Source organism: Pseudomonas sp. B12(2026), assembly GCF_057767015.1.
Genome location: NZ_CM173430.1, coordinates 5,928,002 through 5,944,484 on the forward strand (window position 1 = coordinate 5,928,002; position 16,483 = coordinate 5,944,484).

Annotated in this window: 15 protein-coding genes; 7 read left to right on the forward strand and 8 right to left on the reverse strand. The window is 67.7% G+C overall.

Going from position 1 to position 16,483, the window contains the following annotated elements; translation table 11 throughout:
- Positions 1 to 50 precede the first annotated feature (50 nt).
- Positions 51 to 1,763, forward strand: a complete 1,713-nt coding sequence (locus tag AC3B6A_RS27465; protein WP_488400247.1) for a Na/Pi cotransporter family protein — start codon at positions 51 to 53, stop codon at positions 1,761 to 1,763.
- A gap of 94 nt (positions 1,764 to 1,857) precedes the next feature.
- A complete protein-coding gene (locus AC3B6A_RS27470) occupies positions 1,858 to 2,892 on the forward strand; it encodes an AraC family transcriptional regulator (RefSeq protein ID WP_488400248.1) in 1,035 nt (344 codons plus the stop codon).
- An 85-nt stretch (positions 2,893 to 2,977) separates the two neighbouring features.
- Here the strand turns inward: AC3B6A_RS27470 and AC3B6A_RS27475 are convergent, their stop codons facing one another.
- Positions 2,978 to 3,934 carry an SDR family oxidoreductase gene (locus AC3B6A_RS27475; protein WP_488400249.1) on the reverse strand — a complete coding sequence of 319 codons (957 nt, stop codon included), beginning with the start codon at positions 3,932 to 3,934 and terminating at the stop codon, positions 2,978 to 2,980.
- Positions 3,935 to 4,133: 199 nt separating this feature from the next.
- Here AC3B6A_RS27475 and AC3B6A_RS27480 point away from each other — a divergent pair, with 199 nt between their 5' ends.
- Positions 4,134 to 5,507: a M16 family metallopeptidase gene (locus tag AC3B6A_RS27480; protein WP_488400250.1), complete on the forward strand. Its 1,374-nt coding sequence runs from the start codon at positions 4,134 to 4,136 to the stop codon at positions 5,505 to 5,507.
- A 24-nt stretch (positions 5,508 to 5,531) separates the two neighbouring features.
- On the opposite strand, the gene AC3B6A_RS27485 is transcribed toward AC3B6A_RS27480, so the two are convergent.
- The 3 genes from AC3B6A_RS27485 to gltP form a co-directional block, all read right to left on the reverse strand.
- Entirely contained in the window at positions 5,532 to 6,083 is a 552-nt protein-coding gene (locus AC3B6A_RS27485; protein WP_488400251.1) for a GNAT family N-acetyltransferase, read from the reverse strand.
- Between the two features lie 144 nt (positions 6,084 to 6,227).
- Positions 6,228 to 7,457, reverse strand: a complete 1,230-nt coding sequence (locus tag AC3B6A_RS27490) for a spore maturation protein (RefSeq protein WP_488400252.1) — start codon at positions 7,455 to 7,457, stop codon at positions 6,228 to 6,230.
- Positions 7,458 to 7,565: 108 nt separating this feature from the next.
- Positions 7,566 to 8,900, reverse strand: coding sequence for a glutamate/aspartate:proton symporter GltP (gltP, locus tag AC3B6A_RS27495; RefSeq protein WP_488400253.1), 1,335 nt, complete (start codon positions 8,898 to 8,900; stop codon positions 7,566 to 7,568).
- A gap of 305 nt (positions 8,901 to 9,205) precedes the next feature.
- Here gltP and wrbA point away from each other — a divergent pair, with 305 nt between their 5' ends.
- A complete protein-coding gene (wrbA, locus tag AC3B6A_RS27500; protein ID WP_488400254.1) occupies positions 9,206 to 9,802 on the forward strand; it encodes an NAD(P)H:quinone oxidoreductase in 597 nt (198 codons plus the stop codon).
- Between the two features lie 35 nt (positions 9,803 to 9,837).
- Positions 9,838 to 10,497: a DUF3313 domain-containing protein gene (locus AC3B6A_RS27505; RefSeq protein WP_488400255.1), complete on the forward strand. Its 660-nt coding sequence runs from the start codon at positions 9,838 to 9,840 to the stop codon at positions 10,495 to 10,497.
- A 238-nt stretch (positions 10,498 to 10,735) separates the two neighbouring features.
- On the opposite strand, the gene AC3B6A_RS27510 is transcribed toward AC3B6A_RS27505, so the two are convergent.
- The 3 genes from AC3B6A_RS27510 to AC3B6A_RS27520 form a co-directional block, all read right to left on the reverse strand.
- Positions 10,736 to 10,897 (reverse strand): DUF1328 domain-containing protein, encoded by a 162-nt coding sequence (locus tag AC3B6A_RS27510; RefSeq protein WP_488400256.1) that lies wholly within the window; start codon positions 10,895 to 10,897, stop codon positions 10,736 to 10,738.
- 92 nt (positions 10,898 to 10,989) lie between these two features.
- On the reverse strand, positions 10,990 to 11,262 hold the full coding sequence (locus AC3B6A_RS27515) for a hypothetical protein (protein WP_488400257.1): 273 nt from the start codon (positions 11,260 to 11,262) through the stop codon (positions 10,990 to 10,992).
- 126 nt (positions 11,263 to 11,388) lie between these two features.
- Positions 11,389 to 12,339, reverse strand: coding sequence for a BON domain-containing protein (locus AC3B6A_RS27520; protein ID WP_488400258.1), 951 nt, complete (start codon positions 12,337 to 12,339; stop codon positions 11,389 to 11,391).
- A 223-nt stretch (positions 12,340 to 12,562) separates the two neighbouring features.
- On the opposite strand from AC3B6A_RS27520, the gene algB reads away from it, so the two are divergent.
- Both algB and AC3B6A_RS27530 read left to right on the forward strand, forming a co-directional pair.
- Positions 12,563 to 13,909 carry a sigma-54-dependent response regulator transcription factor AlgB gene (gene algB, locus AC3B6A_RS27525; protein ID WP_488400259.1) on the forward strand — a complete coding sequence of 449 codons (1,347 nt, stop codon included), beginning with the start codon at positions 12,563 to 12,565 and terminating at the stop codon, positions 13,907 to 13,909.
- Positions 13,906 to 15,699 carry an ATP-binding protein gene (locus AC3B6A_RS27530; RefSeq protein WP_488400260.1) on the forward strand — a complete coding sequence of 598 codons (1,794 nt, stop codon included), beginning with the start codon at positions 13,906 to 13,908 and terminating at the stop codon, positions 15,697 to 15,699. The genes algB and AC3B6A_RS27530 overlap by 4 nt, the downstream gene beginning before the upstream one ends.
- Here AC3B6A_RS27530 and AC3B6A_RS27535 read toward each other — a convergent pair.
- Positions 15,696 to 16,478: an N-acetylmuramoyl-L-alanine amidase gene (locus tag AC3B6A_RS27535; RefSeq protein ID WP_488400261.1), complete on the reverse strand. Its 783-nt coding sequence runs from the start codon at positions 16,476 to 16,478 to the stop codon at positions 15,696 to 15,698. The genes AC3B6A_RS27530 and AC3B6A_RS27535 overlap by 4 nt on opposite strands.
- Between the last annotated feature and the right edge of the window lie 5 nt (positions 16,479 to 16,483).

Genomic DNA, 16,483 nt, shown 5'->3' on the forward strand with positions numbered 1-16,483 from the left:
CGTCGGGGGCCGTTGAGGTCAGCGACCCCGAAAGCGAGAGGGGGCCCGACATGCTCAAACTGCTCGATCTGCTCTCCGCCGTCGCCCTGCTGGTGTGGGGCACGCATATCGTCCGCACCGGCATCCTCCGGGTCTACGGCACCCACCTGCGCCGCGTGCTGAGCCACAGCGTACGGAAACGGCCGCTGGCCTTCGCCGCCGGCATCGGCGTGACGGCGCTGGTGCAGAGCAGCAACGCCACCGCGCTGCTGGCCACCTCCTTCGTCGCCACCGGCCTGATGGCGCTGGCGCCGGCCCTGGCGATCATGCTCGGCGCCGACGTCGGTACCGCGCTGATGGCGCGGGTGCTGACCCTGGATCTGTCCTGGCTCTCGCCGCTGCTGATCTTCTTCGGGGTGATCCTCTTCCTCAGCCGCAAGCAGAGCCGCGCCGGCCAGCTCGGCCGGGTGTTCATCGGCCTGGGGCTGATCATCCTGGCGCTGCAGCTGATCGTCACCGCCGCCGAGCCGATGACCCAGGCCAAGGGCGTGAAGGTGCTGTTCTCCAGCCTGACCGGCGACGTGATGCTCGACGCCCTGACCGGCGCGCTGTTCGCCATGATTTCCTACTCCAGCCTGGCCGCCGTGCTGCTCACCGCGACCCTCGCCACCTCCAAGGTGATCTCGCTGAAGGTGGCGCTGTGCCTGGTGGTCGGCGCCAACCTCGGCAGCGGCATCCTCGCCCTGATCAGCTCGGTCTCGCAGAACGCCGCCGGCCGGCGCGTGGCCCTGGGCAGCCTGCTGTTCAAGTTCGCCGGCTGCCTGCTGGTGCTGCCGCTGGTGGGGCCGGTGGCCCACTGGCTGGACGACTGGCCGTTCCGCACCCAGGAACTGGTGATCGCCTTCCACGTGCTCTACAACGCCACCCGCTGCCTCGCCTGCCTGCCGCTCACGGAGCAGATGGCGCAGCTGTGCACCCGGCTGCTGCCGGACCGGCAATCCCCCGAGGACACCGTGCGGCCCCGCCACCTCGACCCGGCGGCGCTGGACACGCCGAGCCTGGCACTGGTCAACGCGGTGCGCGAGACGCTGCGCATGGGCGACATCGTCGAACAGATGCTGAACAGCCTGATGCGGGTTATCCACAGCGGCGACCAGCTGCTGGCCAAGCAGATCCGCAAGCAGGATGACGACGTCGACGCGCTCTACACCGCGATCAAGCTGTACCTGGCGCGCATGCCCCGCGAGGACCTGGGCGAGCGCGACAGCCGCCGCTGGGCCGAGATCATCGAACTGGCGATCAACCTGGAACAGGCCGGCGACATCATCGAGCACATGCTCGGCGCCGTGCAGGACAAGAAGACCTCGCGCAGCCGCTCGTTCTCCGACAACGGCCTGGAGGAGATCACCGTGCTGCACGGGCAACTGGCCGACAACCTGCGCCTGTCCCTCTCGGTGTTCCTCAATGGCGACAAGGAAGGCGCGCGGCGCCTGCGGCGCGCCAAGCAGCGCTTCCGCCTGCAGGAGCGCCACTATGCCCACGCCCATGTCGACCGCCTGCGCCAGCAGGTGGTGCAGAGCATCGAGACCAGCTCGCTGCACCTGGACCTGATCAGCGACATGAAGCGCCTCAACTCGCTGTTCTGCGCCATCGCCTACGCGGTGCTGGACGACCCGGACGCCCAGCCCGGCGCTGCCGACGGCGACGACGACTTCGTCGAACGGGAAGTGCAGCGGGCGCAGGAGCAACGGCCCCCGACACCGGGCTCGCGCGCCGCGGGATGACGGCGGGAAATTGCGCGCGGCGCTTGCCGGGCGCCGCGCAAAGCCGCGAACGACAGGTTACCCCCGGCCCGGGGTTAGGGCAGAATCCGCCGCCATGGACGAACGCTTTCAAACACACCGCACGCCCTCGGTCAGCGTCAGCCTGACCCAGGCCGTGCTGCTGGCCGCGGCCCGCCTCGGCCTCGACCGCGAATCCCTGCTCGCCGCCAGCGGCCTGCACGAAGCCCAGCTCGGCGATCCCGACGCGCGCATCGACTTCGCCCGGCACGAACCGCTCTGGGACGCGATCCAGGCCCGCCTGCCCAACCGCGAACCCGGCCTCGCGCTGGGCCGCGCGCTGTCACCGGCGTCCTTCAGCGCGTTGGGCTACCTGCTGCAGAGCAGCACGACCCTGGGTGACGCCCTGGAATCGGCCCTGCGCTACCAGCGCCTGGTCGGCGAAGGCGGCCAGGTGGCGGTCGAGGCGCAGCCCGAGGTGGTCTGGATCACCTACCGCCCGCTCAACCCCGAACGCCCCGCCAGCCGCGCCCGCGCGCTGGCCATGCTGGGCTTCTGGGCGCGCCAGCTCAAGGCCCTGCTGCCCGGCCTCGAGTTCGCCGGCTGCCGCTTCATGCACCGCCAGCCGGAATGCCTCGACGACTACGCAACCGCCTTCGCCTGCCCGCTGCGCTTCGACGCGGCGGACTATGCGCTGGGCCTGCCCGGGGCGATGGTCGGTACCGCCCTGCCGCAGGCCAACGCACCGCTGCGCGACCTCCTGCGCCAGCACGCCGAAGGACTGCTGGCGCGCCTGCCCAGCGCCAGCGTGAGCGGGAAAGTGGTGGCGCTGCTCGGCAAGCAGCTCGCCCACGGCGAGCCGGGCCGCGCGGCCCTGGCCTGCGAACTGGGCCTGAGCGAGCGCACCCTGCAGCGGCGCCTGGCGGAGGAAGGCAGCAGTTATCAACAGCTGCTCGCCGATACCCGCCGGCAGCTGGCGGAGCGTTATCTCGGCGAAGGCAACCTGTCGGCCACCGATATCGCCGCGCTGCTCGGCTACTCCGAGCCCAGCGTGTTCTTCCGCGCCTTCCGCCACTGGACGGGCCTGACGCCGGGCGAATACCGGCAGCGCTGCCGTCACGCGGAAAGCTGAGGCCAGACGGCTCCGGCCCCTCGCCGGAGCGGTTTTCCACAAACTTGTCTACAGCTTGCCCACAGACTGGCGCACAGGCCCGGCGTCAGCCGTTCATCCCGCGCGCATCGAGGAACGCCAGGAACGCCTCGCGGCTGGAGTAGCGCGGCTGGTAGCCGAACTCCTCCTTGAGCCGCCGGTTGTCCAGCACCGGCCGGTAGCGCAGGAAGTCCACCTGCTCCGGGCCGTACTTCGACAGCCCCAGCGGCTTGAGCACCCCGAGGCCGGCGCGCAGCAAGGGCGCCGGCCAGGAGCGGTATGGCTTGCCGAGCAGCCCGGCGATCTCGCGCAGCGACAGCGCGCCATCCCCCGCCAGGTTGTAGATGCCCTCGCTGCCCTGCTCCAGTCCCTGGCGGATCACGTTCACCACATCCTGGTCCCAGATGAACACGAAGCGGCTGGGGTGGCCGGTGACGCCCAGCAGGCGGCGCTGGCCGAACAGTTCGATAAGCGGGTTATGCACACGCCGGCCGAGGATGGTGCCCGGCCTGAGGACCAGTTGCTTGAGCTGTGGATAACGCTGCCGCGCGCTGGCCAGGAGCAGTTCGACTTCCTGCTTGTGGCGGGCATGGAGGAAGCGCGGATGGCCCCGCAGCGGCTGGCTCTCGTCGATCCACTCGGCATTGTCGGGGTGGTAGCCGTAGGCGGAGCCGGAACTGGTGACGATCAGTTGCGAAACGCCCCCCTCGCAGGCGGCCTCGATCAGCGTCCGGGTGCCGCCGACCTCGATGGCGTGCAGCTGCGCCTCGGACATTTCGCGCGGCGGATTGATCACCGCGGCGAGGTGCACGATGGCCTCGGGACGCCATGTCTCGATGCAGTGCCGCACCTTGGCGGGCACGCTGATGTCCAGTTGCAGCGGCTCGATGTTCGGGCGCAGCCCCTGCGAACCCAGGCAGCGGACATCGGCGGCGATCAGGGTCCAGTCGAGATGCTGCACGGCCAGCTCGTTGAGCAGGCTCTGACCAAGGAAACCGGCCGCACCGGTAATCAGCACACGCATGGTGCCTCCGAATCGCTCATCCCCGGCGAACGGCAGCGCCGTCCGTCGCCCGAGGCTATTCCGCCTCGCGAACGCCCACAGTGACGATAGAACCCGTGGGCGATGATGCAAGGAGCCAGCCAGCCGCAGAGCGGATTGCGGGTAGGTTCGGGGCGCCCGATCCGCTATCCTCATCGCTTTGCGTCCAGGCTCCCCGTTCATGCGTTGGTTGTTGTTCCCCCTGCTGTCCCTGCTGCTTGCCGGCTGGTCGTGCGCCGACCAGCGCCAGAAGGTCGAGGCCTATCAGCTGGAAAACGGCATGGGCGTGCTGTTCAAACCCACCGGCGAGAAGGGCCACGTCTCCATCCGCCTGATCGTCGGCGTCGGCTTCAGCGACTTCTCCTGCCACGACCGCCAGCTGCCGCACCTGATGGAGCACCTGTTCTTCAGCGGCCTGGACGGCGGCGACGAGGCCGACCTGGAAGCGCGCATGCAGGCCCTGGGCGGCCAGTGGAACGCCTATACCAGTGAAGGCGACACGGCCTTCGTCGTCGAGTCGCCGGCGGCGACCCAGCGCCAGGTGCTCGACCTGCTGCTCGAAGCCATCACCCGCACGCAGCTGGACGCCCGCAAGATCGCCTCGGCCAAGCAGGTGCTGGTGCGCGAGGACGGCGGCCACTATTCGCACCTGCAGCGCTGGCTCGACCACCAGAACGTCAGCCGCGCCGGCCAGGAGCAGCTCGCCGTGGAGCTGGGGCTGGCCTGCGCCGAACGCCCGCCGGTGGAACACCTGAACCAGGCCCAGCTGGACCAGCTGCGCAAGGACTGGTACGTGCCGGGCAACATGACGCTGATCATCGTCGGCGACCTCGATCCGCACCTGCCGGTGTACCTGGGCCGTACCTACGGCGCCCTGGTCGATCACGCCACCCCGGAACGCCGCGAGCTGCCGGTGATGAAGGGGCCGGCCGAGCGCCAGCGCACGCTGACCACCAGCCTGTTCGGCGAGAGCGCGGTGCTGCACTGGATATTCCCCGAGCCGGAAGACGCCGACAGCGCGTCCCTGGACCTCCTGCAGGCCTACCTCAACGATTTGCTCTACACCGAGCTGCGGGTCCGCCGCGAGCTGTCGTACGGCCCGTGGAGCGAGCGCAGCGCCTGGGCCAACCAGGGCTTCCTCAGCCTCAACGCGGACATCGAGCGCGACGACCAGGACGCCACGCTCGAGGCGTTGCACGAGGTGCTGGAGAGGATTCGCCACGACGGGCTGGACCCGGCGCGCTTCAGCCGCATCCAGCGCGTGGCCCGTGCCCAGCTGGCCTGGAGCACGCCGGGCAATGCGACGCTGGCGGACTATTACTGGGGCGCGCTGGCGGACTTCGACGACGGTCGCTTCCCCGACGAGGACAAGCGCCTGGCGAAGGTCAGCCTGCAACAGATGAACGAGCTGGCGCAGCGCCTGTTCAAGGACGACGGCTACCTGCGCATCGAGAAGCCGCTGCTGGACGACGACGCGGTCTACCCGCTGGCGGCGGTGGCCGTGCTGCTGGTCGCCGTGCTGCTGGGCCTTGCGTTGTGGCGCCGGCGAGGCTGAGGCCCCGCCGGACCAGGGGACTTCTTACAGGGCCAGGCGACGGACCACCTGGCAGGCGTCGTCCGGATCGAGCTGGGCGTGGAAGCCCAGTTCGCGGGCCATGTCGCGCATGTCGCGGTCCATGGAGGAATCGATCGAGTACATCTGGCTGAAGCCGTTGCGCTTGGCGACGTCGATCAGGTGGCGCATCAGCGCGACGTCCAGGCCCATCTGCTTCCAGCCATCGGCGACGGTCACCGCGCACTCGCACTGCTTGCCATCCACCGCCGCATAGCGGCTGATGCCGACTTCACACAGCTCGCCGTCGACATGGGTCAGCGCGATGAAGGCCATGGTCTGCTGGTAATCCACGTCCATCAGGTGGTCGAGCAGCCTCTCGTCGATCTTCACCTCGCCATGGAAGCGGAACTTGCGGGTCAAGGGCGACAGGCGTTCGAGGAACAGGCGTTCGCGTTCACGGTCTTCCGAACGCAGCGGGCGGATCAGCACGTGGCTGCCGTCGTCGAGGGTCTCGATCCAGTGATCGGCGCCTACAGCCCCGAGGGCTGCAAGCTCGGCTGAGTTGTGGGTGATCATTACGCGGTCTCCGCTGGCGAAGAGGGATGGGATTGAGCCTATCCTTCTCCTGCGGGTGCCGGGCGGGTCTGACATAAGTCAATGCCGCCCGGAACCACGCTGGGGCAGAACGCCGCAGCCCGCGCGGATGCGCGAGCCAGACGCTCAGGCGAAGAACCAGTAGCACACCCCGATCGATGCCAGCGCGCCGGCCAGGTCGGCCAGCAGCGCGCAGCCCACCGCGTGGCGGGCGCGCTGGATGCCGACCGAGCCGAAGTACACGGCCAGCACGTAGAAGGTGGTTTCCGTGCTGCCCTGCACCGTCGCCGCCACCAGCGCCGGGAAGCTGTCCACGCCGTGGGACTGCATGGTCTCCAGCAGCATGGCCCGCGCCGCGCTGCCGGAGAACGGCTTGACCAGCGCGGTGGGCAGGGCGTCGACGAAGCGGGTGTCCCAGCCGGCGCCCTCGACTATCCAGCGGATGCCGCCCAGCGCCATTTCCAGCGCGCCGGAGGCGCGCAGCACGCCGACCGCGCAGAGCATGGCCACCAGGTAGGGCAGCAGGCCCTTGGCGACGTCGAAGCCTTCCTTCGCGCCTTCGACGAAGGTTTCGTACACCGGCACCTTCTTCAGCCAGCCGAGCACCAGGAACAGCAGGATCAGGCCGAACAGGGTGAGGTTGCCCAGCAGCGAGGAGAGCTGCGCCAGGGCGGTCGCCGACAGGCCGGCGAGCACGGCCATGAACACGCCCAGGCCCACGGCGCCGGGAATCAGGTAGGCCAGCACCACCGGGTCCCACAGGCGCAGGCGCTGCATCAGCGCCACGCTGAGCAGGCCCACGAGCGTGGAGGCGCTGGTGGCCAGGAGGATCGGCAGGAACACCAGGGTCGGGTCGGCCGCGCCCTGCTGGGCGCGGTACATGAAGATGGTCACCGGCAGCAGGGTCAGCGACGAGGCGTTGAGCACCAGGAAGAGGATCTGCGCGTTGCTCGCGGTGGTGCTGCTGGGGTTGAGCTCCTGCAGCGCCTTCATGGCCTTCAGGCCGATGGGCGTGGCGGCGTTGTCCAGGCCCAGGCCGTTGGCGGCGAAGTTCAGGGTGATCAGACCGATGGCCGGGTGGCCGGCGGGCACTTCCGGCATCAGCCGGCGGAACAGCGGACCGAGCAGGACCGCGAGCCTTTCCACCAGCCCGGCCTTCTCGGCGATGCGCAGGAAGCCCAGCCACAGGGTCAGGGTGCCGAACAGCAGCACCATCACGTCCACCGACAGCTTGGCCATGGCGAACAGGCTTTCCACCATGGCGGCGAAGACGCCCGCCTCGCCCCCGAGCAGCCAGCGGGAAAGCGCGGTGACCGCCGCGACGATGAAAAAGCCCAGCCACAGGCCGTTGAGCATGCAGAGTCCCCCTTGGAATGGCCCGGATGATAGCGGCAGGAGCGCTCGCGGCGCCAGAAACGACAAGGCCCCGGACGTTGCCGGGGCCTTGTGGATAACCCTTGCGGGTCAGCGACTGACGGTGCCTTGCGCGCCTTCGGGCGCTTCCTCGGCGCGGCCTTCCTGCATGGCCTGCCAGTAGCGGGCGCCCTTCTGCGGGTCGTAGACACCTTCCCACTTGGCGATCACCAGCACGGCCAGGGCGTTGCCGATCACGTTCAGCGCGGTGCGCGCCATGTCCATGATGCGGTCGACGCCGGCGATGAAGGCCAGGCCTTCCAGCGGAATGCCCACGCTACCCAGGGTCGCCAGCAGCACCACGAAGGACACGCCCGGCACGCCGGCGATGCCCTTGGAGGTGACCATCAGGGTCAGCACCAGCACCAGCTGCTGGCCGATGGACAGGTCGATGCCGTAGAGCTGGGCGATGAAGATCGCCGCGATGCTCTGGTACAGGGTCGAGCCATCGAGGTTGAAGGAGTAGCCGGTGGGCACCACGAAGCTGCTCACCGCCTTGGGCGCGCCGTAGGCTTCCATCTTCTCGATGATGCGCGGCAGCACGGTCTCGGAGCTGGCGGTGGAATACGCCAGGACCAGTTCATCCTTGAAGATGCGCATCAGCTTGAGGATCGAGAAGCCGAACAGGCGCGCGACCAGGCCCAGCACCATGAAGGCGAAGAAGGCGATGGCGAAGTACACCAGCACCACCAGCTTGGCCAGCGGCAGCAGCGAGGCGAAGCCGAAGTTGGCCACGGTCACGGCGATCAGCGCGAACACGCCGATGGGGGCGTAGCACATGATCATGTGGGTGACGCGGAACATGGCCTCGGCCACGCCCTGGAACATCTTCACCAGCGGCTCGCGGGTCGGCGTCGGCAGCGAGGACAGTCCCAGGCCGAACATCACCGAGAAGAAGATGATCGGCAGCATCTCGCCGCGGGCCATGGCCGCGAAGATGTTCGACGGGATCAGGTTGAGGATGGTCTCGACGAGCGCGTGGTGGTGCGAGACTTCCTTGGCGGTCTCCGTGTACTTGGAGATATCCACAGTACCCAGGGTGCTCATGTCGATGCCGGCGCCGGGCTGGAACAGGTTCGCCAGCAGCAGGCCGACCACGATGGCGACGGTGGTGATGATCTCGAAGTAGAAAATGGTCTTCAGGCCGATCCGACCGAGTTTCTTCGCATCCCCCATGCCGGCGATGCCGACGATGAGCGAGGAAATCACGATCGGCACCACGATCATCTTGATCAGGCGGATGAAGATGTCGCCGGCCGGCTGGAGGATGTTGCCGATCCACCAGGCCTTGTCCGCGCTGAACTGGTTGAGCGCGGCGCCCAAGGCGATACCGAGTACCAGGCCGATGAGGATCTGCCAGGCGAGGCTGAGCTTGGCTTTGCCCATAGTTGAGTCACCCTTGATTCTTGTGGAAGTCGGGGTTCCGCCAGGCCAGCGGGGTACCGACGGCCTGCGAAAAAGGGGCGCATGATTCCTACGCCCCAGTCCCTCGTCTAATGCCGGAGGCGCCTACCCTATGCACGATCGGCATAGGAAAAGGCACTTGAAACAGGCGTTCCAGGTTTCCATCCCCTTGATTTTCTACACGGGTCAGGATTCCCGACGCCTGTCGCGCAGCGGTCTGTAAAGCCGGCTAGGCTGGATTCTGTCCGGCCGCCGATGGCCGTCATCCATGAAGAAAGGAGCCCGCGATGAAGAAGGTCCTGGTCCTTTATTACTCGATGTACGGTCATATCGAGCGCATGGCCCAAGCCGTCGCCGAAGGCGCCGGCAAGGTTCCCGGCGTCGAGGTGACGCTCAAGCGCGTGCCCGAGACCATGCCCGCGGACGTCGCTCGCAACGCGGGCGCGAAACTCGACCAGCAGGCCCCCGTGGCCAGCCCGCAGGAGCTGGCCGACTACGACGCGATCCTGTTCGGCTCCCCCACCCGCTTCGGCAACATGGCCGGGCAGATGCGCACCTTCCTCGACCAGACCGGCGCCCTGTGGATAAGTGGCGCGCTGATCGGCAAGTTCGCCAGCGTGTTCACCTCCACCGGTACCGGAGGCGGCGGCGAAACCACCATCACCTCGTTCTGGCACACCCTGGCGCACCACGGGATGGTGATTGTAGGCCTGCCCTACAGCGCGCCGGAATTGACCGATATCAGTGAACTTCGAGCGGGCTCGCCGTACGGAGCCGCTACCATCGCCGGTGCGGACGGCTCGCGCCAGCCCAGCGAGAAGGAACTGGCCCTGGCGCGATTCCAGGGCGAACACGTGGCCGGGCTGGCCGTTCGGCAGCAATGACCCGACCAGAAAAAGAACCAGAAAAAGGACGTTCCATGACGCGACTCCCGGTAGTACCCACCCTGCTGTTGGCCGGCGCCCTGGCGCTGGCCGGTTGCTCCAGCCAGAAGCCGGATGCCTCGCAGTATTCCGGCTTCCTCGGCGACTACTCCCAGCTCAAGCCCGCCACTTCGCCCAGCGGACAGCCGGTGCTGCGCTGGGTCGAGCCGAACCTGAAACTGAGCAACTACAGCTCGGTGCTGGTGGAGCAGCCGGTGTACTTCCCGCAGCCGAAGCCGACCGGGAAGGTCGACCAGGCGACCCTGAACGCGATTCCCGACTACCTCAGGCAGCAGATCGAGATGCAACTGGGCAGCCGCTACCGGGTGGTCCGGCAGGCCGACCGCGACACCCTGGTGCTGAGGACCGCGATCACCGGGGTGAACGTTTCCACCGAGGGGCTGCATGCCTACGAGGTGATCCCGATCGCCCTGGTGGTGGCGGCCACCTCGACCGCCATGGGGACCCGCGACCAGGACACCGAGGTCTATGTGGAACTGGAAGCGCTGGACGGCGCCACCAGCAGGCCGGTGGCCAGGGTGGTGCGCAAGGGGGCGGGCAAGACGCTGGAGAACGCCAGCACGCAGCTGACGCTGGAAGACCTGAAACCGGTGCTCGACGGCTGGGCGCGCGACGCCGCCACCTTCGCGCCGTAAGGCCTGGGCGCCGCGGAGCCGGGGTGAGGTGCAAGCCTCACGCCGGCTCCGTCGCAGCCGTTACCCTGACCCGGTCCGCCGCGGCGGAGGTACTCCCTGTACCCCTGGGTCGCTCAGGACCTGGATCATCCCGAGCATCCCGGCCCCCTGGTCATGCGCCGGCCGGCACGGGCAGGCCGGGCAGCAGATTGCGGATTCCCCCATCGCCAGGCTCCTTGTCCGCGGGAGGGGAAAGGTGTCAGCCCCGCCGGCGTCCGATGATGAACGACACGACGAACAGCACCAGGAAGAGTACGAACAGGATCTTGGCAATGCTGGTCGCGGTACCGGCGATACCGCCGAAACCGAGTACGCCGGCGATGATCGCGATGACCAGGAATGTCAGGGCCCAACTGAGCATGGGATTTCTCCTCTTCTCGTTATCGAGTCGGCGCTGCTGCCGGGACAGCGATTCTCCCCGGACGCTGGACAGGCAGCTGGCACACTCCGCAATCAGAACACCCAGCCACCGTGACGCACGGTCGCCGTTGGCGACTCGCCGGACGGTGCGGCCCGGTGCCAGCTGGCGTTATCCCAGGCCGGGAGCGGCTGTGGATAACGCGAGGCATCCGGCAGCGGGATGGAGCTGGATGTGCTGGGGATAAGTACGCCGGGATCGGTCGAGGCCCGGGACATCGGCTGCAGCTGGTAGATCAGCAACAGCAGCAGAGCAATGGCTATCAAGACCCGGCTCCAGACGTCGACTGGCGTTTCGTGGTTGTTCATCCCGCTTCTCCTGGCTATCGCCGCATCCTCGCCGCGCGGGCGGCATGGACTGGTTTCCAGGGGAATCTGCACGCCACGTGCCAGGCTCTTCCAGTCTTGTTTTTCCTTTGAAAACAATCAGTTGATTTATCCTCGAAGAGGATTTCCGCCGGCATCCTGCACGATTGCCGGGCTTTCGCCGTGCGTTTTGCAACCGCACCGGCGCAGGTCCCCCCGAACCGCCGGTCCATTCAGGCTGGCGGCCTGTCCCGCCACCTTCAGGTCGCGGGCGTCCACCTCGCGCACACCGCGGGTGTTGCGCGCGGCGTCGATCAGTTGCTGGCGCTCGGCATCGCTGGGCACCACGCCACGGAGGCTGACCACCCCATCACGGGTGGAGACGCCGATGGACAGCCCCCCCAGGGCATGGCGCGCCAGGACCTCGGCCTTGATCTGGCTGGTGATCCAGGCATCGCTGACCGCCGCCTGGGCGTCATTCACGGAGTCTTCCAGCTTCTTGGTCGACGAGCCCTCCGGCACCACCTTCAGGCGGTTATCCACAGAGGCGACGCCCTCGGTCTGCGCGGCGAGGTGGGCGGCCTGCCGGCTGGCCTCCTCGCTGGGCACCGTACCTTCCAGGGTGACCGCGCCCGCCTTGCTGGAGACCTTGATGTCCAGCCCCTCGGCGGGTTTGTCCAGCAGCAGCTTCGCCTTGACCCGGGCGGCCAGCGCCGCGTCGTCCCAGCGCTGCACCGCATCGCTGCGCGGTGCCTCGCCGCTGGCCAGCGCCGGATCGACGGTAATCCGGTTATCCACAGCGGTGATGCCTTCGACGCTCAGCGCTACCTGCGCCGCCAGTTCCCGCTGTTCCTCGCTGGCGACCTTGCCGCCCAGCACGGCACGGCCCTTTTCCACGTCCACGCTGAGCTGGAAAGGCTTGAGGTCACGGTTGAGATTGATGGCGGTCCAGATCGATCCCTCCTGGCGCGCCTCGGCCAGTTGTTCGGTGAGGGTGGATTCCCCGGCCTGGCCGACCAGCGGTTGGCTGGCCAGCAACACGCCGCCGAGGGCCATGGCAAGCAGCTTCGGGAAGGGCATGGTGTGCTCCTTGGCGTTCTTCTGTACTGCCATTAGAGACAGCACAACCCCCACGGCAGTGCCATGCCTGTTGATAAACCCTGTTATTTCAACGAATTACCCGATATGTGGATAACTTTTCCCCATGCACCCTGCCCGATGCGCCAGGGAAGGGGCTTTGCAACTTGCACGAAATTTCCGGGACTAAGAAATATCCTGAGCAAAATAGTGAGGAACACCCCGAATGGACGCTCCGCCTGAACAACAAGGCCGCATCCTTCTGGTCGATGACGAGCCCGCGATCCTGCGCTCGTTCCGCTATTGCCTGGAGGACGAGGGCTATAGCGTGGCGACCGCCGCCAGCGCCTCCCAGGCTGAAACGCTGCTGCAGCACCAGGTATTCGACCTGTGTTTCCTCGACCTGCGCCTGGGCGAAGACAACGGCCTGGACGTACTCGCCCAGATGCGCGTGCAGGCGCCCTGGATGCGGGTGGTGATAGTCACCGCCCATTCCGCCGTGGACAGCGCGGTGAACGCCATGCAGGGCGGCGCCGCCGATTACCTGGTCAAGCCCTGCAGCCCCGATCAGCTGCGCCTGGCCGCTGCCAAGCAGCTGGAGGTCCATCAGCTCACGGCGCGCATCGAGGTGCTGGAAGGCGAGATGCGCAAGCAGGGCGATGTGTTCGAATCGCAGAGCCCGGCCATGGCCGCCGTGCTGGAAACCGCCCGCCAGGTGGCCGCCACCGACGCCAATATCCTCATTCTCGGCGAGTCCGGCTCCGGCAAGGGCGAGCTGGCGCGGGCCATCCACGGCTGGAGCAAGCGGGTGAAGAAAGCCTGCGTGACCATCAACTGCCCGTCGCTGAATGCCGAGCTGACCGAAAGCGAGCTGTTCGGGCATGCCCGCGGCGCGTTCACCGGGGCCACCGAGAACACCCTCGGGCGCATCAGCCAGGCCGACGGCGGCACGCTGTTCCTCGACGAGATCGGCGACTTCCCCCTGGTCCTGCAGCCCAAGCTGCTGCGCTTCATCCAGGACAAGGAGTACGAGCGGGTCGGCGACCCGGTGACGCGCAACGCCGACGTGCGCATCCTCGCCGCGACCAACCGCGACCTGGCCGGCATGGTCGCCCAGGGCAGCTTCCGCGAGGACCTGCTGTACCGCCTGAACGTCATCGTGCTGAACCTGCCGCCGCTGCGCGAACGCGCCGAAGACATCCTCTGCCTCGCCGAGCGCTTCCTCGCCCGCTTCGTCAAGGACTACGGCCGTCCGGCCCGCGGCTTCACCGACGAGGCCCGCGACCTGCTGCGCCGCTATGGTTGGCCCGGCAACGTCCGCGAGCTGAGAAACGTGGTCGAACGTGCGAGCATCATCTGCAATCAGGAGCTGATCGGAATCGAGCACCTCGCCCCCGGCGAGCACTCGCCGAACGCCGCGCCACGCATCGGTGAAGCGCTCAGCCTGGAAGAGCTGGAAAAAGCCCATATCGCCGCCGTGATGGCCTCCAGCGCAACCCTCGACCAGGCGGCCAAGACCCTCGGCATCGACGCGTCCACGCTGTATCGCAAACGCAAGCAGTACAGCCTGTGAAACTGCGCCTGCCGCTGACATTGCGCACGCGGCTCTTCCTGAGCATCTCGGCGCTCATGACGGTGGCTCTGCTGGGGCTGCTGCTGGGGCTGTTCAGCGCGGTGTTCACCGGCCGCGAGCAGGCGGAGATCATCCAGCGCAATTTCGACACCGTCGAAGTCAGCCAGCAGTTGCGCCAGGCCCTGGGCGACCAGTTGATCCAGGTACTCAGCCCGGAGCCGGATGTCCAGCACCTGGAAGCCGCCCGCCAGCACTTCCGCGAGGCGCTGGTGCGTGGCCAGCAGCGCGCCTCCAGCGACACGGAACAGCAGTTCCTGCGGCAGATCGCCGATGCCCATCAGCGCTTCGTCGACGCCACGCGCAGCGCAGGCCCCGAACACCCCGCGCGGCTCGACGACAGCGACCTGGGCCGCAGCCTGGAGGACCTCCGGCAGAACCTGCTGGCCCTGCATGAATTCGCCATGCGCAACATCGACACCCAGCAAAGCGATGCCCGCACGCGTACGTTGCTGATCAGCGGGCTGCTCGGGCTGGTGGGCGTGGCCATCCTGCTGATCGGCTTCGTCACCGCCCATGGCATCGCCCGCCGCTTCGGTGCGCCGATCAGCGCCCTGGCCAAGGCGGCGGACAAGATCGGCCAGGGTGATTTCGACGTGACCCTGCCGATTTCCCCGGTGGCCGAGATGGCCGCCCTGAGCCGCCGCTTCGGCCTGATGGCGGAAGCCCTGCGCCTTTACCGGGAGAGCAATATCCAGGCCATCGGCTACGGTCGCCGGCGCCTGCAGGCGGTGCTCGACAGCATCGACTACGGCCTGGTGATCCTCGACCGCGCTGGCCGCATCGAACACGCCAACCCGGTCGCCAGCCGCCAGCTGTTCTCCCGGAGCGACCCGCACGGCCAGGAACTGGGCGCGCTGCTGGACAACCCGGAGCTGGCCCGGGCCATCCAGCAGGTGCTGGCGGGCAACCTGCTGGAGGAAACCCCGCTGGACCTGGTGGTGGAGGTGGGCGGCGAGCAGCGGCTGCTGACCTGGGGCATGTCCCCGGTGACCCACGACGACGGACGCAATATCGGCGCGGTGATGGTGGTCCGCGATGTCACCGAGCAGCGGGCCTTCGAGCGGGTGCGCAACGACTTCGTGCTGCGCGCCTCCCATGAGCTGCGCACGCCGATGACCGGCATGCACATGGCCTTCGGCCTGCTCTCCGAGCGCCTGAGCTTCCCCGAGGGCTCCCGCGAGCACGACCTGATCAGCACGGTCGACGAGGAGATGCGCCGGCTGGTGCTGCTGATCGGCGACCTGCTGAATTTTTCCCGTTACCAGAGCGGCACGCAGAAACTCGACCTGCAGCCCTGCGACGTCGTCGATATCCTCGCGCAGACCAGGCAGCGCTTCGAAGAACAGGCGAGCAGCCAGTTCATCGACATCCAGCTGGAAACCGCCGCGGACCTGCCGCCGCTCAACCTCGATCGCCTGCAGATCGAGCGGGTCATCGACAACCTGGTCAGCAACGCCCTGCGCCACACCCCCGAGGGCGGCGTGATACGGCTGCAGGCGCGTTGCCACGACGAGCGGGTGGCGATCGTCGTGGAGGACAACGGCGACGGGATTCCCTTCAGCCAGCAGAGCCGCATCTTCGAACCCTTCGTCCAGGTCGGCCACAAGAAAGGCGGCGCCGGCCTCGGCCTGGCCCTGTGCAAGGAGATCGTGCAGTTGCACGGCGGGCGCATCATCCTGCAGTCGCAGCCGGGCAAGGGCTCGCGCTTCTACGTGCTGCTGCCGTTCTAGCTGGTCGGCACGGCGAGCAGCAGCGCGGCGGTTTCCAGGTCCGGCTCGCCGTCGAAACGGTGCGGGCGGAAGCGCATCTGGAAGGCCGCGATCACATTGCGGGTCTGCTCATCCAGCACGCCGTTGAGCGGCACCGCGTAGCCGTGGCGCGCCAGCTGCTGCTGGAACCATCCCGGGTCGGGCAACTGGCCGTTCAGCTCACCGAGGCGGCGCGCGATTTCCCCCGGCTTCGGCCAGGGGATCAGGCCGGCGTCGGCGAGTCTCTTCCAGGGGAACAGCGGGCCCGGATCGACCTTGCGCTGCGGGGCGATGTCGCTGTGGCCGAGGATGTGTTCCGGGGTGATGCCCTGGCGCTTGCCGATGTCCTTGAGCAGGGCGATCAGCGCATCGATCTGCGCGTCCGGATAGGGGTACCAGATCTTGCCGCTGGGGGTTTCGCGGTAGCCGGGGTTGACCAGTTCGATGCCGATCGAGGTGGAGTTCAGCCAGGTGCGGCCCTGCCACTCGCTCTGCCCGGCGTGCCAGGCGCGGCGGTTCTCGTCCACCAGCTGGTAGATGGTCGGCGGCTGGTCGCCGATCAGGTAGTGGGCGCTGACTTCGCCGCGGGTCAGGACCTTCAGCGAGCGCTCCAGGTTCTCCGAGGTGTAGTGGATGATGACGTACTGGATGCGGCTGTCCTGGTTCCGCGAGACGTGCTCGCGATCGATCTGCAGCCCCTGCCCGGCACAGCCGGCGAGCAACAGGGCGGACAGGACGAGGCTGAGGGCGCGGATGGTCATCGGGT

What these genes read in the sequence shown, in the direction of transcription:
- AC3B6A_RS27480 (WP_488400250.1), top strand. Translation starts at nt 4,134, where the DNA reads ATGCGTTGGTTGTTGTTCCCCCTGCTGTCCCTGCTGCTTGCCGGCTGG.
- wrbA (WP_488400254.1), top strand. Translation starts at nt 9,206, where the DNA reads ATGAAGAAGGTCCTGGTCCTTTATTACTCGATGTACGGTCATATCGAG.
- AC3B6A_RS27475 (WP_488400249.1), bottom strand. Translation starts at nt 3,934, where the DNA reads ATGCGTGTGCTGATTACCGGTGCGGCCGGTTTCCTTGGTCAGAGCCTG.
- AC3B6A_RS27515 (WP_488400257.1), bottom strand. Translation starts at nt 11,262, where the DNA reads ATGAACAACCACGAAACGCCAGTCGACGTCTGGAGCCGGGTCTTGATA.
- AC3B6A_RS27510 (WP_488400256.1), bottom strand. Translation starts at nt 10,897, where the DNA reads ATGCTCAGTTGGGCCCTGACATTCCTGGTCATCGCGATCATCGCCGGC.
- AC3B6A_RS27520 (WP_488400258.1), bottom strand. Translation starts at nt 12,339, where the DNA reads ATGCCCTTCCCGAAGCTGCTTGCCATGGCCCTCGGCGGCGTGTTGCTG.
- AC3B6A_RS27470 (WP_488400248.1), top strand. Translation starts at nt 1,858, where the DNA reads ATGGACGAACGCTTTCAAACACACCGCACGCCCTCGGTCAGCGTCAGC.
- AC3B6A_RS27490 (WP_488400252.1), bottom strand. Translation starts at nt 7,457, where the DNA reads ATGCTCAACGGCCTGTGGCTGGGCTTTTTCATCGTCGCGGCGGTCACC.
- algB (WP_488400259.1), top strand. Translation starts at nt 12,563, where the DNA reads ATGGACGCTCCGCCTGAACAACAAGGCCGCATCCTTCTGGTCGATGAC.
- AC3B6A_RS27465 (WP_488400247.1), top strand. Translation starts at nt 51, where the DNA reads ATGCTCAAACTGCTCGATCTGCTCTCCGCCGTCGCCCTGCTGGTGTGG.
- AC3B6A_RS27485 (WP_488400251.1), bottom strand. Translation starts at nt 6,083, where the DNA reads ATGATCACCCACAACTCAGCCGAGCTTGCAGCCCTCGGGGCTGTAGGC.
- AC3B6A_RS27535 (WP_488400261.1), bottom strand. Translation starts at nt 16,478, where the DNA reads ATGACCATCCGCGCCCTCAGCCTCGTCCTGTCCGCCCTGTTGCTCGCC.
- AC3B6A_RS27505 (WP_488400255.1), top strand. Translation starts at nt 9,838, where the DNA reads ATGACGCGACTCCCGGTAGTACCCACCCTGCTGTTGGCCGGCGCCCTG.
- gltP (WP_488400253.1), bottom strand. Translation starts at nt 8,900, where the DNA reads ATGGGCAAAGCCAAGCTCAGCCTCGCCTGGCAGATCCTCATCGGCCTG.